The following is a 25,670-nucleotide window of genomic DNA, read 5'->3' on the forward strand; positions in this document are numbered from 1 at the left end:
GCAAAACGACTTGACTCAGATATATGTATATGTTTGCACAAATTCCCGAACGCTCAATGCACTATCTGCGATGGGTTGTGACCATCGCTTGGTTAATTCTGATATTTTCTCTGTTTTTTGACCCGATTTCGGCAAAATTAACCGATTCTAATAATCTTGCTAGTCCCCTGAGAGTTGATCCCGATGTCTGCATTAAAGTGCAGGGGGTTTGCCTACCCCAATCCTCCTATCAGTTAGGTGCGCCGATTTTTTGGGGAATAGTGGTTCCTAGTGGCATTTTTATCTTATTAGTATTCGGTCACGAACTCTGGCGGCGGATCTGTCCTTTATCCTTTCTTTCTCAAATACCACGCGCTTTGGGTAAACAGCGTCAGAAAAAACAGACCGATAAATCGGGAAAAGTCCGCTCTGAAATCTATAAAGTGCCGAAAAACTCTTGGTTAGCTCGGAATTATCTCTATCTACAATTCAGTCTGTTATTTTTGGGTTTATGCGGACGGATTCTCTTTTATGATTCCGATCGCTTAGTCTTGGGTAGCTTTTTAATCTTGACTATTCTAGCGGCGATCTTTGTGGGTTACTGGTATGGGGGCAAATCTTGGTGTAACTATTTCTGTCCCATGAGTCCAGTTCAAAGGATTTACGGTGAACCGAGGGGTTTACTAAATAGTACCGCTCACGAAGACAGTCGCAGTGGGATTACTCAATCCATGTGTCGTATTGTCCGAGAAGATGGTAGCGAACAAAGTGCTTGTGTTGCCTGTCAAAGTCCCTGTATCGATATCGATGCGGAAAGGTCCTATTGGGATGAGATTAATAACAGCGATCGCCAATGGCTTTATTACGGTTATTTTGGCTTAGTTTTTGGCTATTTTATCTATTATTACCTTTATGCTGGCAATTGGGACTATTATTTCTCCGGAGCTTGGGCGCACGACGAAAATCAACTAGAATCCCTCCTTAAACCGGGTTTTTATCTTGCCGGTCAGGCAATTGCGATTCCGAAGTTGGTAGCTGTCCCCTTAACTTTGGCAATCTGCACTTTTTTGGGTTACTTTCTCGGTAAAAAAGTTGAAAATGCCTACAAAGTCGATAGAATTCGCAAAAAGTCGCCTTTAACTACAGAAATTATCCGTCACCGCGTCTTTACTGTCGGAACTTTTCTGATTTTCAATTTCTTCTTTATTTTCGGTGGTCGTCCTTTTATTAATCTTTTGCCAAAATTTTGGCATTATTTGGCTAGTATTTTACTGGCGGTTTTGAGTAGTTTATGGTTATATCGCACTTGGATGCGGGATCCCAGTCGTTACCAACGGGAAGGACTAGCGGGAAGATTGCGTAAACAGTTGGGTAAACTGGGTCTCGATACAGCTAAATATCTCGATGGGCGATCGCTGGAAGCTTTGCACGCGGATGAGGTGTATGTATTGGCCAAGATACTGCCGGATTTCACCCACCAGAAGCGTTTAAAAGCCTATAAAGCCGTGTTAAAAGAGGCTTTGGAGGAGGGATATACTGACTTCGGCCACAGCCTCGAAATCCTCCAACAAATGCGCCTAGAGTTGACGATTACCGAGGCAGAACATCAAGCAATTCTAACGGAGTTGGGTGTGGAATCGGCCGAACTTCTCGATCCGGAAAAGCAGTATAGTCGCGAGGATTGGTTACGTTTGCAGAGTTATCGCGATGCTTTGTTGGAAAGTCTCTTGGTGACTTGGAAAAAAGACCCCGATCGCAAGGTGGGATCGGAATTGCTGGAAGTGTTAACCGGTAAGAGTTCCAGGGAGGCGATCGAGCATTTATTGACGGAATTGCCGGCCGCGGAAACGGAAACTGTCGAGTCTTTGCGTCGCCAGTACAGAGTTACCGGTCAGGAGGAAGAAACGATTCTCCACCGTCCAATTATGGCAAAATATCGCCCGCGCTTTTCAGGTCTTCGATCGTCTATCTTTTAGTAGTGACAGCGATCGTGAGCAACAGGAGAGGATTTTATTGGAAAGATTCCAGCTATTCGATAGTGATAGCTCTGGACAAATTAGCCTTGAGGAGTTAAAAGCTTGTCTTCAGGCGATCGAACCGGGGGTGACAGACAAGGAAATCGAAGCTATGTTACAACAGGCCGATACAAGTCGCGATAATCAGATTAGTTTTCCGGAATTTCGCGATCTACTCCACCAATTCCACAAATAAACTGTCTTCAACGAAGGAGTCTTTATTTGGCTCTTCTAGGTTCTGTGTGATAAGTTTAATTGACATAGGATCGATCGATCTTTGTGTCCTTTGTGTCTTTGTGGTTCGTTCCACCCCCTCGCTCTTGAGAAATGTATCTTAGAATACATTTTACCCACCAAAGCTGGGAGAGCCTTTATTTTCCCTGACTCCTTTAATTCTTTTAAAAAATAGCTGTTCGCAGGCAGGCACGGATTCCCATTATACTAGAAAGTATAAGGCAAGTTGAGGGATTTTGTCAAGCTTTTTTAAGCAACTTTATTTCTATTTGTCCATCTACGCTTCACAATAAACCGCGATAGCGGATAAAAACGAGGATTACTGCCCAGGAACCTAAAGCTACTTTAACGGCGACTAAAATATTTAGTATCGGTAAAATACCGCCACTAAATAGCGCTCCTAATTCCCCGTGGGGTAACTCAAATCCTGAGAGAGTAATGGCGGCTAAAACAATAAAAACTAAGACGGAAATTTTCTCCCATGTTGCCGCTTGCCAACGGCGATAAATTGCTTGCATCCATTCGGGAGACGAGGTAATGGCTATTAAACCAATTGCCGTACCTCCGGCGACTCCGGCGGCAAAACCTCCCCCCGGACTTAAATGTCCGCGGATAGCTAATTCAATGCCCACTAAAGCGGCAATTGTTGCCCCCAAACGGGCTAAAATAATTGAAGGTTGGTCGGTAAATTGATGGATTTTACTGGCGGGTTTTTCGGTGGCTAGAAGAAAATTCGCCCCCATAATGGCAATGGTAAAAACAATCACTTCATAGATGGTATCGTAAAGACGATTACGAAAAATAACCACCGAAACCGCATTAGGAACACCGCCGTCGCGCACTAGGGATTCAACAATTTCTAAGGATGATATAGAGGAAGCAGTATTGGGAATAATTACCATTTTGACAGCGAAGGCAATGGCGGCTAGAGTGTAAATCCATTTCATTAGTGTTTCTCCTCTAATTTGGGGGTTTCAATACAGGTTAAAATCGTGTTTGCTGCCGTTAATTCATTTTTAAAAATATCGTAGAGATAGGGTAATCTAATTGTGGTTTCGTAGGGGATGGTTTCTGGATTGTCTTGACGGATACAGACGGCATGAACATCTTTATCCCTAAGTGCCTGTTGCAAAGCTTGTTTATCACTGTAGGCAACTAATTCTAAACGCATAAAACGCTTACTTAAAACCGTTTGTAGTTGAGTTTTTAACTGTTCTAAAACTGTATCGGTTTCCTCGGCAATTACTCCTAAACGCATCACTAAAGAGGAACGAATCGCCACCGCGTAGAGAGTTACGGCTAACATGGTTCCCATCAAAGCTTCGGTTAAAGATACATCTGCCGCCCCTAATAAAGCATAAACTAAAGCGGCTATTGCCCCTAAAACCCCGCGAATTACTAAAGCTTGGTAGGGATTAGATTGTAACATCACCATCGCCGCAGTTAAAGGCAAGAGGGCAACAATAACATAGAGATAACTTTCATTCATCTTTAATTCTACTCTCGATCGCTAGAAGTATAAGCTAAAACGTAGCCTAACATGGTGTTCCAAATTGCTAGGGAAATTATTGCCAATAATAATAAAGGCCAATTTTGGGGAACTTTCAAAAGTAGCCCGAAAATAATCGCCATAGAACCCAAGGTATCAGCGACAGATAGACCATGTAATTTATATAATACCGAGCGCTTGTCTAAAAGATGCGCCGTTCCCCAAAACCAGAAAAACACTCCGATAGCGATGCAGATATAACTGAAAATGTCAATCATGATTCGTTCAATCGTTTAAGAATTTGTGCTAATAACATAAAGCCGGCATTACCGACACTGAGAATAATCACTGCTACCACTCCAATCATCCAATCATCCCGCAGAACTGACACCACTAGAATAATAATCGATGATTTACTGGAAGCACTGGCAAAGGCGGCCATTTTTTGCCAGATGTCATCATTTCTTGCCACTTCATAAAGGGGAATTAATAGGGCGACAATCATGGCAATGAGAACAATATTCATCCCTGGGAACTCCGTTTAATTACATGAACTTCATAACCCTCATTTTCCTTGTATTCGGTGACGATAGTTTTCGGGGTAAAGGTAATGAGAAATATATCCCAAAAAGCCAATCTGGGTGAACGTTTACCCGAAATTCTCTCTAAAATAATTTCTTCTTCCTTGTGGGGACGAAAGATAATTTCAAACGCTTCCTTATAAGCTTGGGGAATAGCCAGAAAGACTTTAATTATTACCTTTAACCAATCGCCTAAAGTTTCGCTAGAGGCGAAATTACGGGGTAAAACAAAAGCAATAGCCACCCCGATCATAATATTAGCGGGGGTAAAATTAGCGGTGAGTAAAAACCACATAGTTAAACGCAGAATTATATGTCCGATCATGCTAAAACCATCCAAAATAATAGAACTAACATTATACTCATCATACCAATGAGATTATCAAATTGTTCCCAGGCTCGCGATAATTTTAGGGATAACTTTTTGAAAACTCCCAGATATAACCACCACCCCGCACCGATGACGGCTAAAGCTTTGATAATATTGGGCAGATTATAAGCTTCAACATAAACGGCATTGGATAAAAATAGGGCGGCAAGGAGCAGAATTATTGCTGTCCAGAAACCGATAGTTAGCTTCTGTTTACTTTCGCCACCTGCGTGGGGTAAAAAGATAAATTTAGCAAAGGAAATCGCCGTCCCCACCGCCACAAGATTGATCATAATCTCTTGCCAGGGGACTAAATTTTTCATCGTTAACGCTTTCGCCCCAAAACCGGATAATAGGGGGAATCCAGAGATAGAAAAACTAGCAACCACTAGGGCAATCCAGAGGGAATTAGGGATCGATTGTTGCTGTAATTCTTTAAAATTGCGACTGGGTAAAACTCCCGCTAACAGAAATAGGCAAGATTTAACTAAACCGTGGGTAAGGGTATAAAAACCACTGACTACCGGGGCAGCTAAAATAAAACCTAACTGGGAAATAGTATGGAAGGCTAACATCCGCTTGCTATCCTTTTCAAACACTGCGTATGACACGCCAAAAATCGCCGTTAGCACCCCGAAAAGCCGAATTAGGACATCTAAATCCTCTAGGATTAAAGCACAGCGCAGGAGGGGAAAAATGCCAGCTTTTACCACCACCCCCGACATCAGCGCCGAGACGGAGGTTTCCGATTCCGAGTGTGTCATCGGTAGCCATAATCCCGAGACAAAGATTCCCCCTTTGACTAATAATCCCATGAAGATTAAAGCCAAGGCTTCGGGAGGTGCGCCCTTTAAACCAGCAAAAGCAAAGGAATTATTGGCTTTATAGACTAAAACTGCGCCAATAAGGTAAAATAACATCGCCACATTGCTGATAAACAGATAACGCAGGGCAACCCAGAGAGAGCGATCGCTGCGAGGATAGGCAATCATCAGAAAAGCGGCAATACTAATTACCTCTAGGGCAACGTAAACGCTAATAAAATCCTCACAGACGAAGACAGAATTAATGCTGCCGTGGAGAATGATAGCTTGGGCGTAAAAAAAGGCGGTTTTGCTACTTTCCCAGTTATAAAAGATCACCGCCATGGTCACCAGGGCATTAGTGAGGATAAAATAGGCACTTAACTGATCGGCTACCAGTTTCACGCCATAATTATCCAGTAGGTTAAGGGTTATGGGGGAGGATTGGCTAAATAGAAGGAGAGAATAGGCGAGAGAGATAATAGTGGCGGCGAGAGCCAGATATTTGTCTAATCGCGGCAATAAATAGATGATAAAGCCGATCAAAAAGGGTAAACTTATCCAAGCGATCGTTAAAGTATTCATGGTGTGTTATTTTTTTCTATCTCGCTGCTGTCGAGGGTGGGGTTATCTTTGGCTAATTTCATCACTCCCACCAGCATTAACGCCTGAATGGAAAAACCGATGACGATCGCTGTTAAAATCACTGCTTGGGGTACAGGATCGGCGTAATTTTGCTGTTTAACTGTACCGAGGATGGGAGTAAATAAACCGTCACGGGAAGAAATCACCACATAGTAGGCGATAACGCCCGTACTCATGACATCCATGGCGATAATCTTCATGATTAAGTTTTTTTTCAGGAATGTTCCTAAAAATCCGCACAAAACGGTGGCGAATACAAACAACTCTAGCAGGGGAATCGTCACTGGGCTTCTTGATTAGATTTGGTTATGAGTCAAAATACTTTTTCTAATTATCCTCGATCGAGTCCCAATTGATCAAAAAATTCTCAGGCTTTGCCGCTTCTCCCTTGAATAATTGGTAAATTGGTGAAGATCTATAGTTAGTATTAGCTAAAAGCTAGGAATGAGGGAGCTAATTGGGCTAGGATTAGAGAGAACAAAAGCATTAACATAACAGCCATCATACCGACGAGATTATCAAATTGTTCCCCAGCTGTTGATAATTGTAAGGACAGCTTTTTAAATATCCCTAGATACAACCCCCAACCGATAGCAATAATCCCTAAAGCTTTGCTGATATTGCCCAGATTGTAGGCATCGAAATAGACAGCATTGGCTATAAACAAGGCAGTTAACAATAGTATTATTCCTAACCAACCACTCAAGGTTAACTTTCTCCCAGTGGAAACTTTTGTGTGGGGTAAAAAGATAAATTTAGCAGTGGCGATCGCTGTACCTACGGCTGCTAAATTGATGGCTACCTCTTGCCAAGGTAATAAATTTTTCATCGTTAACGCTTTTGCCCCAAAACCGGATAATAATGGGAATCCAGAGATGGAAAAACTGGCGATAACAATAGCAATCCAGAGGGAATTAGGGATCGCTTGTTGCTGTAATTCTTTAAAATTGCGACTGGGTAAAACTCCCACTAACAGAAATAGGGAAGATTTAACTAATCCGTGGGTAAGGGTATAAAAACCGCTCACCGGTGGGGCAGCCAAAATAAAACCCAGCTGCACGATCGTGCTAAAGGCTAACATCCGCTTGCTATCCTTTTCAAACACTGCGTAGGATACGCCAAAAATCGCTGTTAGCACCCCTAAAAGCCGAATTAGGACATCTAAATCCTCTAGGATTAAAGCACAGCGCAGGAGGGGAAAAATGCCAGCTTTTACCACCACCCCCGACATCAGCGCCGAGACGGAGGTTTCCGATTCCGAGTGTGTCATCGGTAGCCATAATCCCGAGACAAAGATTCCCCCTTTGACTAATAATCCCATGAAGATTAAAGCCAAGGCTTCGGGAGGTGCGCCCTTTAAACCAGCAAAAGCAAAGGAATTATTGGCTTTATAGACTAAAACTGCGCCAATAAGGTAAAATAACATCGCCACATTGCTGATAAACAGATAACGCAGGGCAACCCAGAGAGAGCGATCGCTGCGAGGGTAGGCAATCACCAGAAAAGCGGCAATACTAATTACCTCTAGGGCAACGTAAACGCTAATAAAATCCTCACAGACGAAGACAGAATTAATGCTGCCGTGGAGAATGATAGCTTGGGCGTAAAAAAAGGCGGTTTTGCTACTTTCCCAATTATAAAAGATCACCGCCATGGTCACCAGGGCATTGGTGAGGATAAAATAGGCACTTAACTGATCGGCTACCAGTTTCACGCCATAATTATCCAGTAGGTTGAGGGTTATGGGGGAGGATTGGCTAAATAAAAGGAGAGAATAGGCGAGAGAGATAATAGAAGTAATTAAGGACAGATATTTAGCCCAGCGAGACAGTAAATAGCCAATAAAGCCGCTCAAAAAGGGTAAACTTATCCAAGCGATCGTTAGAGTATTCATGGTGTAGGATTTTCTGATCTTTACTTTGTCTAGGGCAGGGTTTTCCTAGACTAATCTGCTCAATTTCACCAGCAAAGATACTTTCTCTAATTATCCTCGATCGAGTCCTATTGATCAAGAATTTTTTGGGTGGCAAATAGATTGTTTTGGATCTATAATTATTATTGAAAAAAATAAAAGCAAGCGGTTGCGCTTTAATAATGTATATCTTGCCAGAGGGAGCAATCAGTAATGTTTTGGAAATCTTTGATATTTTTGGTAGCAATAATAACCCGACGACTGGGATATTTTTCTTTGATTAGAGACCATTGAGCCGATAGGATACAATCTATATCAATATTTTCTTTAACTTTTCAGCCCAAAGATAAGCGGCTTTTTGTAGTAAAATAAAACTGACTTTATGAAACTTAATTACATTCCTTAACTTATCTAATTCTTGCACGCTTTTACTTCTCGTCTAACCTCATAATCACATAGATCAGATGAAGTCAGAAAAGCTCCTCTTGCCAGCAGACGATAAAACCATTCGGTACATTGATAAACTTCTGTAAATAACTTTTGATCTTCTGGCCAGTCTTCACCGATCGGGGTTACTAATAAGCTTAAAATGTTAGAGTCCAGAATTACAATCACTCTTTTAATAAAACTCATTCCAGCTAACATTTCTTCACTGCTAACTAGCGGCAAAGATAACAGCAAATCTTCTATAGTGATCGTCATGACTTAGATAGCTCCTTAAGAACAACTCATGTTCTCATACTAGAATAATTATATAGGGATTCGATTGTATTTAGGGCTTGCTGAATAAACCTAAACACCCCACACCCCACGAAAAACTTTTTGCCGCAAACCCTAACGATTGATTATGTTTCCGCTGCAACTAGCGCACAGACTAATCTTCGCTTTCTTGATCATTCCTCTCTTCAAACCCTAGCCAAAAAAGTAACACATTATCAACCTCCATCATTTGCTCAGATGTCAGATTTCCTAATTTACGTAAAAGGTTTGCATGGGGAATTGTAACGATCTCTAAGGAAGCGAGCTTGGACTTTCACTTCAAATCTTGAACCACGAGGGGTTGTCGTATGTGGAACCAGAGTCGCTAAGGCACGCTCTTGATTGAGCGCAGGAATACTGATAATTGTCCTCGATCAAGTGCCAATTGATCAAGAATTTTTCGGGTGGCCACAGGAAGGTCAATGGTTAAGGCTATGACATCTAGCAATTTAGGTGTATTATTTGACATTTCTAATCACCTCTAAGCACTACAGGGGGTAGCAGGTTGTTAACCTTGGAATCTCCGAACTATATGTTCTGGATTGAGGCAAACGTCCCTCTGACCAATCATAGCAAATCCGTTTTTAATAGCATGATTAACTCCCAATCCAACTTTAACTTTAACTTCCCACTATCCTATACCTTTTAAACAGGATTGAGTATTAGGTTGATTTTGCCCGGGCCAGCCAATGGAGGTTAAAAATCCCTTGATAAATGGGATTATGGACCCGCAGCCAGCCCTGGTCTTTGATCACTAACCCCGATAAAAGTAACTCTTTTTCTGGGGGGCTATCCTCGGAAATTACCTCTTTTTCCCTTAAAATCCGTTCATAGAGTCTTAGGAGCAACTGGGAGCGGTGACTGTTGAGAAGCCGATCGCGAATAGTCCGCAGATGTTCCGGTTCATCCTGAGCCTCCCAATTGTCAATGATCTTCTTTTGTACCAAGTCCTCAATCCAGGGGGCTTCACCATTGGGGGGAATCGGCGAGGTGGCGGTGCGAATTAACTGACAGAGTTTTTGGGTCAGAAAAGGTTGACCGTTTGTCCAGGCAAAGACTTCTTTTAAGACAGTTTGTGGGTTACTAAATTTCTCGGCCAATCCCCGCAGTAAAGGCTGGGCTTCGTGTTCCTTAAAACCCTCCAATTGAATGGAATGACCGATATTAAAAGGAGTGATTTGGTGGTCAGTAATTAAATCGGAGGGGGTGACAACACCGAAGAAAGCGAAGGTCAAACGCCGATAGAGCGGGTTAAAACCACGCTGGTTATAGCAGGAACGAATCAGGGCAAAAAAGTCATTAACCGCAAAATTTAAGCCCAAAACGCTATCAATTTCATCGATAAAAATCGCAATTGGTTTCGGGGGAGAACCTTCTACTATCCCCACTTCCAGCAATAACACTTCTTCGATAAATTCCCCCAAGCGCTGCACTGCCGAGACATCTTCCCGTTCTTGCCACCAAGCTTTGAGATTGACCCTTTTGAGCAGGCCAAAACGTCGTCCTAACTCGAAGGCTATCCCCTTGTACCATTGGTCGGGAGTGACATTTTCACTGCCGATACGGGTTAAATCAATGGGAGCGCAACAGATACCCTCGTGTTGGAGGTGATCGATCATGCGTACCATTAAACTAGACTTACCCATTTGACGGGGATTGAGAACATAGCAAAAATCGCCGCGTTTGAGGGCTTTATAGAGATAACGGTCGGCGGCGCGAACCACGTAGGTGGGGGCATCCATGGGTAAACTGCCCCCCACTTGGTAGTCAAAGGTGCTAGATTCTTCGGTAGTTCTGAGCAGTTGATTTTCAAACAGTAATTCTGCTTGGGTGGCCTTGAGAATTTCTAGGGTTTGGCTGAGTTCCAGGGTGCGTTCCTGCACTTTCTGTTCTAGGGTGCGGCTATACTCGGCTAATTCTTGGGTAAAGCGAATCCGTTCCGCTTCCGCCTGTTTTCGTTCGGTAATATCGGTAAAAGCGGCGATAGCATAGATAATTTCGCCTTTTTCGTTAAAAACGGGCGTGGCATACACTTCTAGGGGGATAATCTTCTCTCCTTGGTGAACTTCTATATCATCCACCGTGTTTTTTTCCCCCCTTAAAGCTCGGACAATCGGATGGTATTCTGTGGGATACAATCGCTCGGTTCCAGCTTGATATAACTGATAGGTTTTCCCCAACTGATTAGCCGTGGTGATATTAACTATCTCTTTTCCTAAAATCTCCTGGGCGGTTTGATTGGCATAATAGGGTTGACTGCCAGCATCGAGGACAAATACCCCCACCGGCATGGCTTCCAAAAATTGCGCTAGTTGTCTCTGTTTGGCTTTGATTTCGGCGTAGAGTTTGGCGTTAGTAATTGCGATCGCTGCTTGGCTGGAGAGCAGTTGCAGCACTTCCAATCTTTCTTGGGTAAAGGCCCCAACGGTGAGATTATTTTCTAGATAGACAATTCCCCGCAGTTGTCCTTGGTCGAGGAGGGGGGAACAGAGTAGCGATTTGGTTTGATGGGTTTTAATATAGGGATCGTTGCTAAAATTGCCCTGATGGGCGGCATCGTTATTAAGCACGGTTTGACCGCTTCGGGCTACATAGTTAATAATTGAGACGGGAAGATGTTCTTCGATGGCATTAGATTTAAAGACTGTCACCCCATCTTCCTGCACCGAACCGGAGGCTTCGATCAATAGTTGTCCGCCGCTTTCTAGGATAAGATAGCCCAGCTGCGCCCCGGCATTTTCGATGAGAATTTTCATTAGGGTGGCGAGTAATTGATCTAAAACTATCTCGCTAGAAATGGCTTGGGATGCCTTCATAATCGTGGCTAAATCTAACAGTTCTCCCGCATGACTAACTGAATTTTTTCTGGTGGTAGTTCTCGTGGTTTCGGTCAGGGAATTGGCACCATAATTATTGACCATTAACTGAGAATAGCGGCTTTCTATATCTTTGACTTTAGCGGTTGCTCCCCAAAGAGAATAGAGATAAGCAGCTTCATTGATGTAAGTTTTGCCAATTTTTACTTTACCCCAATCGAGATAGAATTTCGCCGCTAGTTCGTTAGCTAGTGCTTCTTCATTAATGTATTCATTTTCCTTGGCTTTAGCGATGGCTAGATCGTAGTTTTCTATGGCTTCTAGGTAGGATTGCTGCACCCGATCCTTTTCCGCTTGCACTAAATAAAATTTATGGAGATAGTTCTGGGGTGCTTGATTAGCCCATTCCCGCAGCTTTTTCTGATTATTCGTCACTCGTTCTAAGACCTGTTGTTTTTGGTCATTATCCAGATGATTATAAATAGCTAAATGGGCGAGGGAATCATAGAAATTATGCAGAGAAATCAAGAAAGTGGCGGTGGCTCCCCCTAGATATTTTTGAGCTTGGTTAGCATTTTCAGTGGCTTGTTCGTACTGTCCAAATAGATAACAAAGGTATAATTTGTTGACAAATAAAGCACAGAGACCATAGAGATCATTAGCCTCTAGATGGTACGGTAACATAACAGTCTCTTGATAGTATTGTCCTTGTAAACGACTGGGATTTTCCGAGCGCCCCAGCAGATTTAAAACTGTTTGTCCGTAGATTTTTAGATAGTTGCGGGTGTTTTCTTGTTTGAGTTTAACAAAAGCCAGATCATAGTTAGCTATTTCTTGGGCTAATTCGGTTAATTCCTGTCCGATAAAGGCGGAATGAAAACAGTAAAGATAGGCGCAGGTTGTTCCGTAGTAGAGATCCCCCATTTCTAAACCAGTTTGATAGGAAGATTTTAACAAAGACAGGGAATTTTTAATCGGTTCTTTCCAGATACTAATAGTGGTGGAAAAGACGGCAATTATTTTCGGCATCAGGGCTTTGGCATGAAATTTATCAGCAATGTTTAAAGCCAATTTTCCAAATTGATAACCCGTTTCCCAATCTTCTAAAAGACCACAAAGAATTAAGCCATAATTAACATAAGTAAAGGCCGCTAGATAACTGTTGCCGTACTGAATTGATAAGTTAATCTGTTTTGATACTAGGATGGGTAAGATATGAGGGGCGGCAATAAAAACAGGAGAAAATATAGCAGCCGCTATCTTCATTATTGCTAATTTTTCTTGCTCACTTATCGGCGGTAAATTACTTAAATCTTCGATATTTTTACCCGCTAATTTTTGCCGAGTTTTATTCATTTCTTCCTGGATATCTGATGATTGTAAGGATTCAGGAATCTCGAAATCTAAGCTTTTGAGGACAGATAAGCCAATTTGTACCGCTTTTAGTTCTTGATTTTGGGCGTGATAAGCTTCGATGATTACTTCATAAACTTTTACTTTATCTAGGGTGGTTTTTGCCTGTTTTAGTACGAGATTAGCCCAGCGATGCATCTGCTCAAAATCCCCACTTAAATAGGCGATTTCTGTGGCTTCAGAATAAATATTTAAAGTCAGTTGATAGTTATTTTTCCAGCTTGATTTTTTGAGAAGTTTTTGAGCGATTTTAATATATTTTAAGGCTCCAGTTTGGGCATTGGCGGCTTTGGCTTTTTGAGCTGCTAGTAAATTCAAGTTAGCCACTGAATCTCGTTCTTTTTCCTCGCTAATTAGTTGATAACCAAGATTGAAATGATCGACTATTTTAAAAATCTTTTCCGATAATTCGTTGGTGGCATTATGATGCCAAAGTAGGCGACCAATTTTTAAATGAATTAAAGATTTTTGGCTGTCTTCGATGAGAGCGTAAGCTCCTTGCTGAATGCGATCATGAGCAAATTTATATTCTTGAATCAGTAATTGTTCATCTAATTCTGAGAGGGGAATAATTAAACCAGCTTCGCTACTAGAAGTTAAAATTGGTAAAAGTTTTAGAGGTGATTTTTCAGATATTACTGCTAGAATATTTAGATTAAATTCTGAGCCAAGACAAGCTGCTAAACTTAAAATTTCCTGAGTTTCGGGGGGCAATTTCTGCATTTTGCCCATCATAAATTGAATCAGATTATCGGTACTGCCAATCCTTTGAATTTGACCGAGATGCCATTGCCAATAGCCCCTATTATTGTCGGTTTTAGTGGTTGTTTCCTGCCCCGGTTGGAAAAACAGCAAATTTTCCCAGTAGATAGTTTTGAGAAATTCATTGACAAAAAAAGGATTCCCGTGGGTTTTTTGCCAGACTAAAGCGGACAAAGATTGCACATAATCAAGAGAATGATTTAAGGTGTCAGCAATTAAATGATTGACCTGTTCAAGACCCAGAGGTTTTAAAATAACTTGATTGATAATTATGCCCCCCTGCTCTAATTTATCGAGAGTAGTGGTTAGGGGATGGGTGGAATTAATTTCGTTACTGCGATAGGAGCCAATTAAAAATAAATAGTCCATATCGCCATCGAGCATAATTAATTCTATTAACTGGAGACTAGCCAAGTCTGCCCATTGCAAATCATCGAGAAAGATGACCAGGGGATGTTCCGGGGAACAAAAGACCCGAATAAAATTTTTAAAGACTAAATTAAAGCGATTTTGAGTAGCGATCGCTCCTAATTGTAACACCTCTGGTTGCGGGCTGATAATTAATTCTAGTTCGGGAATCACATCAATAATCACCCGTGCATTCGTCCCCAAAGACTTGAGGAGTTTTTGTCGCCATAGTTCCAGTTGTGGCTGACTTTCCCCCAAAAGTTGCTTGACGAGATTAGTCAAAGCACTAACCACGGCAGCATAGGGAGTATCGCGCTGAAATTGGTCAAATTTACCGGAGATAAAAAAGCCGCGTTTTTCAGTAATTGGCTGATAAATTTCCTTAACCAGGGTGGTTTTACCCATGCCAGAATAACCGGTAACTAGCATCAGTTCGGTGTGAGAGGAGTTTTTATCCGCGGTGGCTACCCGTTGAAAAGCGGCGAGAAGAGTGGCGATTTCTGCCTCCCTACCGTAGAGTTTTTGGGGAATTTGGAACTGATTGGCTAGATCTTGCCTAGCGATGACAAAATCCTCAATTTTACCCGTTTTTTCTAGTTGTCTTAAACATTCTTCTAAATCTGCCCGAATACCGTAGGCACTTTGGTATCGTTCCTCTGGGGTTTTAGCCATCAGTTTCCTGATGATTGCCTCCACCACCGGGGGAATTTCCTCCTTGACGAGACTATTAACCTGCAAGGGTTGCTTTGCCAGATGACAGTGAACTAATTCCAAAGCATCGTTAGCCCGAAAAGGTAATTGTCCGGTGAGAAGTTCGTAGAAGCTAACGCCCAAAGAATAAAAATCGCTGCGGTAATCGAGACTGCGATTCATCCGTCCGGTTTGTTCGGGAGAAATATAGGCTAAAGTCCCCTCCAGGACGTTGGGATTTTTTAGCCCCGGATTTTCCCGCTGCAGGACGGTGGCAATACCAAAATCGATGATTTTAATCTGTCCGGTTTCGGGGTTAATAACTATATTGGCAGGATTAATATCTTTGTGAATAACCTTGGCGTTGTGAATTTTCTCTAAATTAGCCACTATTCGGAGTGCAAGGCTTAAAAAGTCCCTTAAGGCCAGGGGTTTGCCCCCTAGCCATTTTTTTAAGGATATACCGCCGAAATCTTCCAAAATAATCACGGGAGTTCTGCGGTAGGTTTCTAAACCATAGGCTTTAATCGCCCCCTGGAAGTTCAGGCCGCAGATGGTTTTATACTCCTGTTTGTAGTGGGTTAGTTCTTGGGTGGTGGGATATTCTTGCTTGAGGATTTTGAGGATAACGGGTTGATTATCGACGGTGCGAATCGCCCGATAGACTTCTGAGTTAACGCTTTCGTAAACCTGGGCAAGAATGTCGTATCCTTTGAGAACAATCATTTTTTTACTTGGCGATTGTAAACGGCTGCGGGTCTCCCCAAGAAAAATTCTACGGGAACCAAGACAAGACTTCGCAAGGCTGACAGAAATCGATTTACCTGTGAGACGGAAGGACGGGGAGAAGGGACCACCTGCTCGAAATACTCGGAATGCAAGGTCAAACCAAAGTGAACATCTTCCGGCAAACTCAGTTTAGCAATCGGTCCGTCCTTGAGATTGTCAGGGTTAAATAACCAAGCTTCTAATACTTTGGTCGGGGTTAAAACCGTCGTCAATAGATAGGCCCGTTCTTGGGGAATAAACTGAATGCTATCTAAAATATAGCCATCAGGACAAACATAAAAATCCAGTAGTTCCCGACCTAAATGTGATACATGAGTATCACTGGCATTTTTTTCTTGCCTAATCTGTTCAGTTAACTGATTCCAATCTTTATCGAAGGGAACCTTGGCTAATACCGAGGGCAAGTCATGACAGGGAAGTTCGGCATCCCTGAGGATGCGATTGCTTTGGTCGCGACAATCCATATACTGACGACGACAGATTAATTCACGCACATAACCGAGATAAATTTGATAAACGGCACTGTATCCCTGTTCCGATTCCCGCGGGTCGGCGGTGTAGAGACCGGTACAGAACCAACCCGGATGGATGAAAGCTTGTTCGCTCATCACCCTGGCATCTTCGATAACCACTTTGCGTAGCACTCCGACGTCAAAGGAAAACATCCAGGGGATGCCGTGGTATTCGGGGGGATAACTCTGACCGGTAAAATGTTGGATATCGTCTTTTTCGATCGCTTCGGTTAAACTAATAGTGGCATTTTGGATGGCCACAATCTGAATTTGACCGTTGGTACTATGGTAACTACAAAGGAAGTGATAACTGTCGCCATTGAAGGTAATTAATCGCGAGGGAACGGTGGTTTCTTCTTCCTTGAGGTCTTGACGTTTAACCAGATAAATTTGAGTTTTCGGATAGGTTTCTTCGGGTCTGATTCTGATACCTAATAGTTTGGCTACTCCCATCTGAAAGGGCATATCGGGAATCATGATATAATCTTCGGTGACGATGACCGAATGGGGGCTACCATCGAGGATAGTTCCCTGTAGTTTCCAGGGTTTAAGTTTTTTTTCTTGATCCCAAAGCACAATATACACCGATTTATCTAAATCTTTTAACATACCTCCCGATATAAGTTTTAGCTTTAATTCACAGGTGATAAATTCTTGGGTCTTTTTGTCGTAGAAGGGGTGAGCGGTATTTTCTAGGACTGGGAAAAAAGACAAAGGCACGGAAACAATATGTTGGTCAAAATAACCAATCGGAGTGATGGTATCCAGGGAAACGGGATCCACTTCCCAGTAACGTCCAGCATCGGCGGTGAGGATTAATCTGGTTTCTTCTAGTTGTTTATCTTCGGCAACTTTTTCTAGTTTAACCATAGCAGTATTCGCTATTTCCGAAGAACCTAAAATGCTGACTACAGCGGGAAAAGTGGCTTGACTAATATTAAATATCGGTAAAACTTTTCGCCAAAAACTATCCCAAGTTTTTAGTTTTTTACTGTAAACGTTAACTTGATTATTTTTCCCTTGCAAGTCCCATTTAATAATTACACCTTCGCCAGAGAACAAATGACGGTCATTTTTTCTATGGAAAGGACAGACGATAAAAACGTATCCCGACAGATTTTCCGGCCAATGTCCCTCAGTAATTGTGGCAACTGCTTTATGTAAATTGTTCTCATCCGGTTGACCGAGTTGCGAGCGACTAAAATTGCTAACGTTGACAGTATTTTGGACAGTATCTTTGATTGACATATTCATAAGTAGGGTTTGCGGCAAAAAGTTTGTTGGTGGGGTTAGGAGCCGGTCGTCGGTCGTCAGGAGATAGGAGTCGGGAGCCAGTATTTAGGAGGCAGGAGACAGGAGATAGGTTTTAGGTGTTGGGGTTTTGGGGTTTTGGGGTTTTAGTTCAATTTCCCCACTTCCCCACCTCCCCAATTCATAATTCAGGCTCTTCGTTACTTGTTATGGTTCGATAGGGGGGCATAAATCGACTAAATCCTTATCTGGCAAAAGATTTAACTGATTAGCTCGCTCTAGATCAAAAACAATTGACAAAAATCGTCCAATGTCTTTCTCTATAAGGGTTCCATCTCTTATAACCCCCGTCCATTACATAACACAAACCGAAGAACCATAATTCATAATTCATAATTCATAATTCCCACTCCCCCCACTTCCCCACACCCCACACCCTGCCTTTCACTGATTACTGATTACTGTTTACTGATAAATGATAGAGGATTTCACCTCTAAAAAATAGCGTCGATACAATTCATAGCCTGGTACTACTTTATCTCCTGATTGTTTGAGTAGCCCCATACTGCTGAGTTTGTAAGCGAGAATTGGGTCTAATTGTACGGGTTCCACCGCGCTCATCACCCGATCGAGGGCTTTTGCTAGTTCAGGCTGTTGTTCTAATACTGCCCAATGGCGCCGCAGGTGATGGGCATAAATCCCCGTGACGGAGGTGGCACTGGTTAATATTTGCGTCATGGTTATTTCCTCCCGACTGAGATAGTAGAGGGCAGTTTGTACCAAAGCCGGATGTCCTCCCACTAGCTCCGTCAATTGTTTGACTTTTTCCTGATTTTCCCAGGTGAGTTGATAACGTTGGGCTAATTGTAATACCTCCTCCAGACTAAAATGACTTAACTGTGCGGGGAATCCCACGTTAAAGGGGGATTGATTGAGCTGCAGGGGAACATAAATTTCCGTGGAATGGACGACGATAAGACGGAGTTTTTGCCAAATAGGTAGGGTTTTGGCTTCTTCGTACCAAGAACGCAGCAGCGGTAAAAAATCCTTGGCCACCTGGGGATGTTCAAAAATCTGATTAAGTTCATCAAGAGCCAGGACAATGGGGGCGGTAATCGATTCCAGGAGATAGTCTTGAATGTAAACCGTACAGCTAATCTTGCTGCCTAAATCCTCATCCCAATACTCATCTAATTGCGGTTTTAACTGTAGTTGACGGGCGGCATTGGCACACAACCAGCGCAAAAACTGGTTTAAATCAGCCAAAATCGTCTGGTCCACCTGTTCTAAGTTCAAACTCACCGTGCGGTAGCCTTGCTGTTTGGCAAAATCGAGCATTCTCAAAAGTAGGGAAGTTTTGCCCATTTCTTTGGGAGCTTTTATCCGCACTAAAGCCCCCGGTTTCTTGATTTCCTGCCTTATCTGTTCTTCGAGGGGAAGACGTTCTAAATAAAATGGGGAACCAAGGGGAACTGCTCCATTGGGATAGGGGGGTAATGTGTCCAATTTTTCGCTCTTGGCTGCCGAATTAACCGGAATTTTGTCTTCAGGGGGTGTTTTTAGCTGAAAATTCAGGGCGGCTATTTCTTGCCAGTCGAGGCATAATCGACGACAAATTTGTTCAAAAGTGGCTTGTTCTACCGGTTTACCAGTCAGGAAGTTACTGACAATAGACAGACTAAATTCAGCTTCTTTAGCTAAGGAGCGTTGACTGCTAAAGCCCTGCTTTCTCACGGCTAATTTGACTTGATTGAGGCAGTGTTGTTGTACTCTTAGATGGCCCGACATGGAATCTCTCTCAAGAATTGCGGTGTAGGGTGTGGGGTGTAGGGTGTGGGGTGTAGGGTGTGGGGTGTGGGGTGTGGGGAGTTTTCTCAGTGAACTGATAACTGATAACTGATAACTGATAACTGATAACTGAATTCTAACCCAATGGTAGATGTTGGATTTTGCAGGAGTTCTATTTTTCGACAAGTATAAGCAAAAATTATCTATTAGCCCCAAAAGCTTGAGAATATTTAAATTAACATTTCGCAATATTTATAAATTCTTAAGAATTAATTGAGAAAGATTTTTATTTAATAACGATTTTACAATGGTTACAGCGATTTGATAGAATTTCATAGTGGGTTGTTCTGTGCTTTTTTGGGCAACAATGGTTGAAACCCTGGCCACACCTACAGGGTAATCCGAATTAAGACGGGTAAATCAGTCAATTTCACCCACAACGATGATCTTTTTTTTGTGTAGTTTTATTGCAAAAAAAAAGTTTTTTTGACAAAAAGCAGAAAGTATGAATTATGAATTATGGTTCTTCGGTTTGTCCTACGCAACCTACCTAATCTTAAGAATAAGCACTTTAAATGCGTCTTAGCTTAACTGATAACTGATAACTGATTTTAACGGGATAATTTAGTCAACAATTCCAAGAGTTTTTTACTATTAGGAGTCAAGAGAGTTCGACGATAGGCATCGGCGGCCTTTTTAATCGCTTCCGCTTGGGTGGGGTAGGGATGAATAACAATAGAGAGTTTACTCAGTCCGATTTTAGCAACCATAGCGGTGGTAATTTCAGAAATCATCTCACCGGCGTGGGTGGCGACGATAGTGGCTCCTAAAATTTGGTCGGAACCTTGTTTGTGAATAATTTTTAAAAAACCGTCCGTTTCGCCATCAGCGATAGCTCGATCGACTATACTAAAAGGAATTTTAATAGTATTAGTGGCCAATCCCCGGGCCTGTGCCTGGGTTTCATCCATGCCGACACGGGCAATTTCTGGGTCAGTATAAGTGACCCAAGGCATAACTAAATTACTGAGCTTATAGCGTCCGAAACCGAAGGGAGAAAAGAGGGTATTTTTAATCACAATACGGGCGGCCGCATCGGCGGCATGGGTAAATTTCCAATCCATACAGATATCTCCAGCAGCATAAATTTTCGGGTTAGTAGTTTGCAGATAATCATTAACTTTGACTCCCCGACGAGTATCGTATTCCACGGCCACTGCTTCTAAATTTAATCCTGACAGATTAGGCCCCCGGCCGGCAGCGACTAAAATCTCGTCAACGGTGATAGTTGCTCCTTGACCGTTGCTAGTATATTCAATGGTTTTACCCCGCTCATTTTTTCTGACCCGTTCAATTTGGCAGCAGAGAATTAACTGCATTCCTTCCCGCAGGAAAGTATGCTCAATAATTTCGGCTGCTTCTGGGTCTTCTTTATTTAACAGATGGGAATGATTATGAAATAAAATCACCTGCGTGCCTAAGCGTTGAAAAGCTTGGGCTAATTCACAACCAATCGGCCCGCCACCGATAACAGCTAATCGGGGAGGTAATTTTGTTAGGGAAAAAATTGTTTCATTGGTATAAAATCCCGCCTCTTTTAGTCCGGGGATATCGGGATGAATGGCCCTAGTACCAGTGGCAATGACGGCTTTTTTATAAGCGAGAGTTTTTCCCGCCACTGCCACGGTATTTTGTCCTAAAAAACGAGCGCTACCGAAGAAGACATCGATACCTAGTTTTTGGAAACGTTGCACCGAATCATGATGACTAATATCGGCGCGAATTTGCCGCATTCTGGTCATGACTCTGGCAAAATCTACCCTAGTATCCCCAATATCAATTCCTAATTTTTTGGCTTTCTCAATTTCCCCGATAATTCTAGAGGAACGAATCAGACATTTAGAAGGAACACAACCGAAATTGAGGCAATCTCCCCCCATGAGATGTTTTTCCACTAAAGCCACTTTTAAACCTATATCTAAACCCGCCGCCCCCGCTGCTACAACTAAACCCGCAGTACCCGCACCGATGACGACTAAATCATAACAATCTTGGGGTTGTGGATTGACCCAATCGGCAGGATGAACATAATTAACTAATTTTTGATTATGTTCGTCCACTGGGAGAACATTAACTTCCCTAGAGCTATTTTGAAACATAATAAAGTAGTTATCTTAATGGTGAGATACGAAGTTTTCGTTTTGGGGAGTCAGGAGATAGGAGTCAGGAGTCGGGAGATAGGTTTTAGGTTTTGGGGTTTTGGGTTTTGGGGTTTTAGTTCAATTTCCCCACTTCCCCACTTCCCCATTCCCCCACTTTCCCAACCCCTGACTGATAAATGATTACTATTCACTGATAACTGATGTCAGGGCCTGACGGGCAATTTTTGTGACGTAGAGGGTGACAGCAACGGTAGCGATAAAACCGCTCAGGCGAATAGTCCATTGTAAAACTGGGTTAGTGGCTGGTGCCGAGGTCCCGATAGTGGCAAGATTGCCCGCTAAAGAGCCAATATAAACATACATTATCGTCCCCGGAATCATGCCCGCGGAACCTAGTAGATAATCTTTCAGGGAAACCCCGGTGACACCATAGGCATAATTGAGCAGATTAAAGGGAAATACGGGAGATAAACGGGTTAAAAGCACTATTTTTAAGCCTTCTCTCCCCACAGCTTCATCGATAGCTTGAAATTTACTATTACCTTGAATTTTTTCCGCCACCCAACCCCTAGCCAGATAACGTCCCACCAGAAAAGCGGCAGTAGCGCCGATAGTTGCCCCGATAAAGACGTAAAAAGAGCCTAAAACCAGGCCAAAAACCACACCAGCCCCTAAAGTCAGGATTGAACCTGGAAAAAAGGCCACAGTAGCTAGAATATAGATAATTATAAACGCGATCGCTCCTACGGCTCCCAAACTATCCACCCAAGTTAAGGCATCGAAAAGAATAGTTTGAGGATTAAAACCTGTGGAGGGACTGGATTCGAGGGCAAAAGCGGGGGGAGTAGTCAGGAAAAAAACAAGGCTAAATGTAGTTATTGACAGTAAATGCCTGATAATCACAGTTTTTCCTAAGGGCAAAAACTTGGAAATAATCATAAAAAGTCCCTATAAGGCATGAAAAAAGAGAGATTGAACTATAGAAGCGAATTAAATAGAACTGGGGCTATTCTACCCCGATTATCATTGTTTAGACCAGAAAGCCAATCCTGAAAATTCCCAGAAAATCCCCCTCTCTCCGAGAAGATAAGACAAGCAACAGCCCGATAATTTTTGCTGTTTACCTGATAAGCTAGGACGCATTTTAACCGCCTATCCTTAGATTAGCTGAATCTCCCCTAATCCCTTTACTTTTGCCTCTTGCCTCTTGCCTAATCTCAATAAGCAATTCAAATGCGCGGGCAGCCTATTACACCTTGCCGTCTCTGGGGAAAAAATGTCACAATTAGAAATAATTAGCATTGGATATAGCAATCAATCTATGAAAATCCTCCCCAAGGTCAAAGCCCCTACCTTCCTGCAAATGGCACAATGGATCATTAATCCCGTAGCTTTTATGGAAAATGCCGCCCGCAAGCATGGCGATATTTTTAGCACAAAAGTGGGTTTAACTGTAGATAATTTTATCTTTGTCAGTAGTCCTTCGGCCCTACAACAAATTTTAACTAATGACCGTAAACAATTCTCGGCCCCGGGGGAAGCCAATCGGATTATTGCCCCGATTATTGGTGATTATTCCGTCGTCATGTTAGACGGGGACATCCATAAAAAACGTCGTCAGCTTTTATTGCCACCTTTTCACGGGGAAAGAATGCGTTTCTACGGCGATTTAATCCGCGATATTACCCTGAGAGTAATGGCAGAATTGCCCGAAAATCAACCTTTTAAAGCCCGTTCAGCGACCACAGCGATTGCTTTACAAGTAATTATGGAGGCAGTTTTTGGAATTAGTCAAGGGGAACGTTATCAAACCCTGAAAAAAATTCTGGCTGAAATGCTCGATATTTTTAACTCTCCAGTGATGGCTTCTTTGTTATTTTTCCCAATTTTGCGGGCTGATTTTGGTGCTTGGAGTCCCTGGGGAAAATACCAGCGTTTCCAAGAAAAAATTGATGATATTATCTATACAGAAATTGCCGAAAGAAAAGCTAATCCGAACCCCAATCGTACCGATGTTTTATCACTACTGATGTCGGCCCAGGATGAAGAAGGCAACCCGATGAGCGATAAGGAATTGCGCGATGAATTAATGACCTTATTATTCGCTGGTCATGAAACCACAGCCACCGCTATGTCTTGGGTGCTATACTGGACGCATCGCTATCCAGAAATTAAAGCAAAAATTCTGCAAGAAATAGCCACTTTAGGAGATAATCCTAACCCCATTGACATAACTCGATTACCCTATCTTTCGGCGGTTTGTTCGGAAACTTTACGCATTCATCCCGTGGGAATGTTAACTTTTCCGCGAGTAGTGCAAGAACCGGTAGAACTAGATGGTTATCCTTTAGAAAAAGGGACAATTCTTATGGGTTGTATTTATCTAGCTCACCACCGGGAGCAAACTTTCCCCGATTCCCATACTTTTAAACCAGAACGCTTTTTAGAAAAACAATTCACCCCCTACGAATATATGCCTTTTGGTGGTGGAGCGCGTCGTTGTATCGGGGAAGTTTTAGCCATCTACGAGATGAAAATCGCTATCGCCACAATTTTGGCTAATTATCAGTTAACTCTAGTTAATAATACCCCCGAAAAACCCAGTCGCCGCGGTGTCACCCTTGCTCCCTCGCGAGGAGTTCCTATGGTCTTAAAAGGACGACGGGAACCTCTGGTGACTGCCCCCATGCTCGCCGAAATTTCTTAAAAAAACTGACAAACTATTGTACAATCAGAGTTGTGGTATCATATGTCATAACTCTGCTTTTTTGTCAATAAAATTGGGGATAATTATGGTCTTAATTCGTTTAGCTAAATCTTGGCAAATTTCCGAAAATGAAGTTACTTCCGAAAGTGTTTATTTTAACCGTCGTCGCTTTTTACAGGGGTTAATCGGGTCAGGAATTGCGGGTAGTTCCCTATTATTAACCGCTTGTGGTAAATCCTCCTCCTCGGAAGCTTTAGAAAAAAGTTTGCAATTACCTAAAATTGCAGGGTTCAGCAAGAATCCGAATTTTTTAACGGTAAATCGCCCCATAGTTGCCGAAACTGTAGCGGGGAGATATAACAATTTTTATGAGTTCGGAGGGGGGAAAAATATCTGGTTAAAAGCGCAGAAATTACCGACGAATCCCTGGACGGTAGAAGTGGGAGGATTGGTAAAAAATCCCCAGACCTACGATATAGATACTATAAAAAAAACCTTCCCTCTCGAAGAAAGAATCTATCGTTTTCGTTGTGTGGAAGCTTGGTCAATGGTGTTACCTTGGCTGGGTTTTCCCATGAGTGCTTTAATCGCAGCGGTGGAACCAAAACCAGAAGCTAAATTCGTCCGTTTTACCTCCTTTTATGATCCCGAAATTACCAAGGGGCCAGGATTACATTTAGGAGCCTTACCCTGGCCCTATACAGAAGGTTTAAGAATTGAAGAAATGGCCAACGAATTAGCTTTCTTTGCTGTGGGAATTTTCGGACATGATTTACCGAAACAACACGGCGCACCCTTGCGAATGGTTATTCCTTGGAAATACGGTTTTAAAGGAGCAAAATCGATAGTAAAAATTGAATTTACCGCCAAACAACCCGCCACCTACTGGAACACAATTGACGCTCATGAATACGATTTTGAGGCTAATGTTAACCCCAGTAAACCCCATCCCCGTTGGTCGCAAGCAACGGAGAAATTTATCGGCAGTAGAAGTGATTTATCTTGGGAAATTATCGAAACTCTGCCCTATAATGGCTACGGTGAATATGTGGCTAGTTTGTATAGTTAATTTTGATGATTATCCCCGTTTTATTCAGTTTAACTAAGTATCTATGGACAATAAAACTCTGTACGAACAAGACTTTTATCTCTGGATTAGAACTACTATTAATCAACTGCAAGCCAGACAGTTTGAGCGGGTAGATTTAGATAATTTACTGGAGGAGTTAGCAAGTATGGGAAGGAGTGAAAAACGCAAAATCGAAAATCTTTTGATTCAATTGCTGGTACATTTGCTGAAACTAACCTACTGGACAGGAGAAAAATCTAGAAATGAGGGTCACTGGAAGGGAGAAATTCTCAACTTTCGCAGACAAATAATCGAAGAAATTAAAGATAGCCCTAGTTTAAAACCCTATATTCTGGAAATTTTTGAGGAATGCTATCAATTTGCTAGAAAAGAGGCTCAAGTTAGAACTCAATTACCTCTTGATACTTTCCCCCCTATTCCCATTGGTTCCCTTGAACAAATTCTCGATGAAGATTGGTTTCCCACTAATAACCATGAGTAATATCTAGAGGTCAA

Annotated in this window: 18 protein-coding genes and 1 pseudogene; 4 read left to right on the forward strand and 15 right to left on the reverse strand. The window is 42.4% G+C overall.

Features of this window, described 5'->3' with window-relative positions:
- Positions 1-29: 29 nt before the first annotated feature.
- A pseudogene (locus B5D77_RS00500) lies at positions 30-2,190 on the forward strand (EF-hand domain-containing protein).
- Between the two features lie 322 nt (positions 2,191-2,512).
- On the opposite strand, the gene B5D77_RS00505 reads toward B5D77_RS00500, so the two are convergent.
- From B5D77_RS00505 to B5D77_RS00580, 15 genes are all read right to left on the reverse strand, one after another.
- Positions 2,513-3,175 (reverse strand): Na(+)/H(+) antiporter subunit B, encoded by a 663-nt coding sequence (locus tag B5D77_RS00505; protein WP_008201880.1) that lies wholly within the window; start codon positions 3,173-3,175, stop codon positions 2,513-2,515.
- The gene (locus B5D77_RS00510; protein ID WP_008201860.1) at positions 3,175-3,717 is read right to left on the reverse strand and encodes a DUF4040 domain-containing protein; all 543 of its coding nucleotides are present in this window, start codon (positions 3,715-3,717) and stop codon (positions 3,175-3,177) included. Before B5D77_RS00510 ends, B5D77_RS00505 begins: the two co-directional genes overlap by 1 nt.
- An 8-nt stretch (positions 3,718-3,725) precedes the next feature.
- Positions 3,726-3,995: a monovalent cation/H(+) antiporter subunit G gene (locus B5D77_RS00515; RefSeq protein ID WP_002752066.1), complete on the reverse strand. Its 270-nt coding sequence runs from the start codon at positions 3,993-3,995 to the stop codon at positions 3,726-3,728.
- The gene (locus B5D77_RS00520; protein ID WP_002771873.1) at positions 3,992-4,243 is read right to left on the reverse strand and encodes a hypothetical protein; all 252 of its coding nucleotides are present in this window, start codon (positions 4,241-4,243) and stop codon (positions 3,992-3,994) included. The genes B5D77_RS00515 and B5D77_RS00520 overlap by 4 nt, the downstream gene beginning before the upstream one ends.
- Positions 4,240-4,623 (reverse strand): Na+/H+ antiporter subunit E, encoded by a 384-nt coding sequence (locus tag B5D77_RS00525; protein ID WP_106908065.1) that lies wholly within the window; start codon positions 4,621-4,623, stop codon positions 4,240-4,242. Before B5D77_RS00525 ends, B5D77_RS00520 begins: the two co-directional genes overlap by 4 nt.
- On the reverse strand, positions 4,620-6,056 hold the full coding sequence (locus B5D77_RS00530; RefSeq protein WP_106908066.1) for a cation:proton antiporter: 1,437 nt from the start codon (positions 6,054-6,056) through the stop codon (positions 4,620-4,622). The genes B5D77_RS00525 and B5D77_RS00530 overlap by 4 nt, the downstream gene beginning before the upstream one ends.
- On the reverse strand, positions 6,053-6,400 hold the full coding sequence (locus B5D77_RS00535; protein ID WP_002796737.1) for an NADH-quinone oxidoreductase subunit K: 348 nt from the start codon (positions 6,398-6,400) through the stop codon (positions 6,053-6,055). Before B5D77_RS00535 ends, B5D77_RS00530 begins: the two co-directional genes overlap by 4 nt.
- A gap of 143 nt (positions 6,401-6,543) precedes the next feature.
- Entirely contained in the window at positions 6,544-8,010 is a 1,467-nt protein-coding gene (locus B5D77_RS00540; protein WP_106908067.1) for a cation:proton antiporter, read from the reverse strand.
- 429 nt (positions 8,011-8,439) lie between these two features.
- Positions 8,440-8,730, reverse strand: coding sequence for a hypothetical protein (locus tag B5D77_RS00545; RefSeq protein WP_002783125.1), 291 nt, complete (start codon positions 8,728-8,730; stop codon positions 8,440-8,442).
- 382 nt (positions 8,731-9,112) lie between these two features.
- A complete protein-coding gene (locus B5D77_RS25610; protein WP_157221764.1) occupies positions 9,113-9,256 on the reverse strand; it encodes a hypothetical protein in 144 nt (47 codons plus the stop codon).
- Positions 9,257-9,449: 193 nt separating this feature from the next.
- Entirely contained in the window at positions 9,450-15,602 is a 6,153-nt protein-coding gene (locus tag B5D77_RS00555) for an AAA family ATPase (RefSeq protein ID WP_106908068.1), read from the reverse strand.
- Positions 15,599-17,431, reverse strand: coding sequence for a carotenoid oxygenase family protein (locus B5D77_RS00560; RefSeq protein ID WP_106908069.1), 1,833 nt, complete (start codon positions 17,429-17,431; stop codon positions 15,599-15,601). Before B5D77_RS00560 ends, B5D77_RS00555 begins: the two co-directional genes overlap by 4 nt.
- A 462-nt stretch (positions 17,432-17,893) precedes the next feature.
- Positions 17,894-19,216 carry an AAA-like domain-containing protein gene (locus B5D77_RS00565; RefSeq protein ID WP_008201841.1) on the reverse strand — a complete coding sequence of 441 codons (1,323 nt, stop codon included), beginning with the start codon at positions 19,214-19,216 and terminating at the stop codon, positions 17,894-17,896.
- A 611-nt stretch (positions 19,217-19,827) separates the two neighbouring features.
- Positions 19,828-21,375, reverse strand: a complete 1,548-nt coding sequence (locus tag B5D77_RS00575) for a mercuric reductase (protein ID WP_106908070.1) — start codon at positions 21,373-21,375, stop codon at positions 19,828-19,830.
- A gap of 186 nt (positions 21,376-21,561) precedes the next feature.
- On the reverse strand, positions 21,562-22,317 hold the full coding sequence (locus tag B5D77_RS00580) for a TVP38/TMEM64 family protein (protein ID WP_008201837.1): 756 nt from the start codon (positions 22,315-22,317) through the stop codon (positions 21,562-21,564).
- Between the two features lie 382 nt (positions 22,318-22,699).
- On the opposite strand from B5D77_RS00580, the gene B5D77_RS00585 reads away from it, so the two are divergent.
- The 3 genes from B5D77_RS00585 to B5D77_RS00595 all read left to right on the forward strand — a co-directional run bounded on the left by B5D77_RS00585 (position 22,700) and on the right by B5D77_RS00595 (position 25,656).
- Complete coding sequence (locus tag B5D77_RS00585) at positions 22,700-24,085, forward strand: cytochrome P450 (protein WP_039900028.1); 1,386 nt, start codon at positions 22,700-22,702, stop codon at positions 24,083-24,085.
- Between the two features lie 85 nt (positions 24,086-24,170).
- A complete protein-coding gene (gene msrP, locus B5D77_RS00590) occupies positions 24,171-25,154 on the forward strand; it encodes a protein-methionine-sulfoxide reductase catalytic subunit MsrP (protein WP_008201833.1) in 984 nt (327 codons plus the stop codon).
- 43 nt (positions 25,155-25,197) lie between these two features.
- Positions 25,198-25,656, forward strand: coding sequence for a DUF29 domain-containing protein (locus B5D77_RS00595; protein ID WP_008201832.1), 459 nt, complete (start codon positions 25,198-25,200; stop codon positions 25,654-25,656).
- Positions 25,657-25,670 lie beyond the last annotated feature (14 nt).

The sequence above is a fragment of the Microcystis sp. MC19 genome (assembly GCF_003019735.1).
Classification (GTDB): domain Bacteria; phylum Cyanobacteriota; class Cyanobacteriia; order Cyanobacteriales; family Microcystaceae; genus Microcystis.

Bases quoted from the DNA above. Each gene is read 5' to 3' on its own strand.
- B5D77_RS00505 (WP_008201880.1), bottom strand. From the start codon at position 3,175: ATGAAATGGATTTACACTCTAGCCGCCATTGCCTTCGCTGTCAAAATG.
- B5D77_RS00510 (WP_008201860.1), bottom strand. From the start codon at position 3,717: ATGAATGAAAGTTATCTCTATGTTATTGTTGCCCTCTTGCCTTTAACT.
- B5D77_RS00515 (WP_002752066.1), bottom strand. From the start codon at position 3,995: ATGATTGACATTTTCAGTTATATCTGCATCGCTATCGGAGTGTTTTTC.
- B5D77_RS00520 (WP_002771873.1), bottom strand. From the start codon at position 4,243: ATGAATATTGTTCTCATTGCCATGATTGTCGCCCTATTAATTCCCCTT.
- B5D77_RS00525 (WP_106908065.1), bottom strand. From the start codon at position 4,623: ATGATCGGACATATAATTCTGCGTTTAACTATGTGGTTTTTACTCACC.
- B5D77_RS00530 (WP_106908066.1), bottom strand. From the start codon at position 6,056: ATGAATACTTTAACGATCGCTTGGATAAGTTTACCCTTTTTGATCGGC.
- B5D77_RS00540 (WP_106908067.1), bottom strand. From the start codon at position 8,010: ATGAATACTCTAACGATCGCTTGGATAAGTTTACCCTTTTTGAGCGGC.
- B5D77_RS00545 (WP_002783125.1), bottom strand. From the start codon at position 8,730: ATGACGATCACTATAGAAGATTTGCTGTTATCTTTGCCGCTAGTTAGC.
- B5D77_RS25610 (WP_157221764.1), bottom strand. From the start codon at position 9,256: ATGTCAAATAATACACCTAAATTGCTAGATGTCATAGCCTTAACCATT.
- B5D77_RS00555 (WP_106908068.1), bottom strand. From the start codon at position 15,602: ATGATTGTTCTCAAAGGATACGACATTCTTGCCCAGGTTTACGAAAGC.
- B5D77_RS00560 (WP_106908069.1), bottom strand. From the start codon at position 17,431: ATGAATATGTCAATCAAAGATACTGTCCAAAATACTGTCAACGTTAGC.
- B5D77_RS00565 (WP_008201841.1), bottom strand. From the start codon at position 19,216: ATGTCGGGCCATCTAAGAGTACAACAACACTGCCTCAATCAAGTCAAA.
- B5D77_RS00575 (WP_106908070.1), bottom strand. From the start codon at position 21,375: ATGTTTCAAAATAGCTCTAGGGAAGTTAATGTTCTCCCAGTGGACGAA.
- B5D77_RS00580 (WP_008201837.1), bottom strand. From the start codon at position 22,317: ATGATTATTTCCAAGTTTTTGCCCTTAGGAAAAACTGTGATTATCAGG.
- B5D77_RS00585 (WP_039900028.1), top strand. From the start codon at position 22,700: ATGAAAATCCTCCCCAAGGTCAAAGCCCCTACCTTCCTGCAAATGGCA.
- msrP (WP_008201833.1), top strand. From the start codon at position 24,171: ATGGTCTTAATTCGTTTAGCTAAATCTTGGCAAATTTCCGAAAATGAA.
- B5D77_RS00595 (WP_008201832.1), top strand. From the start codon at position 25,198: ATGGACAATAAAACTCTGTACGAACAAGACTTTTATCTCTGGATTAGA.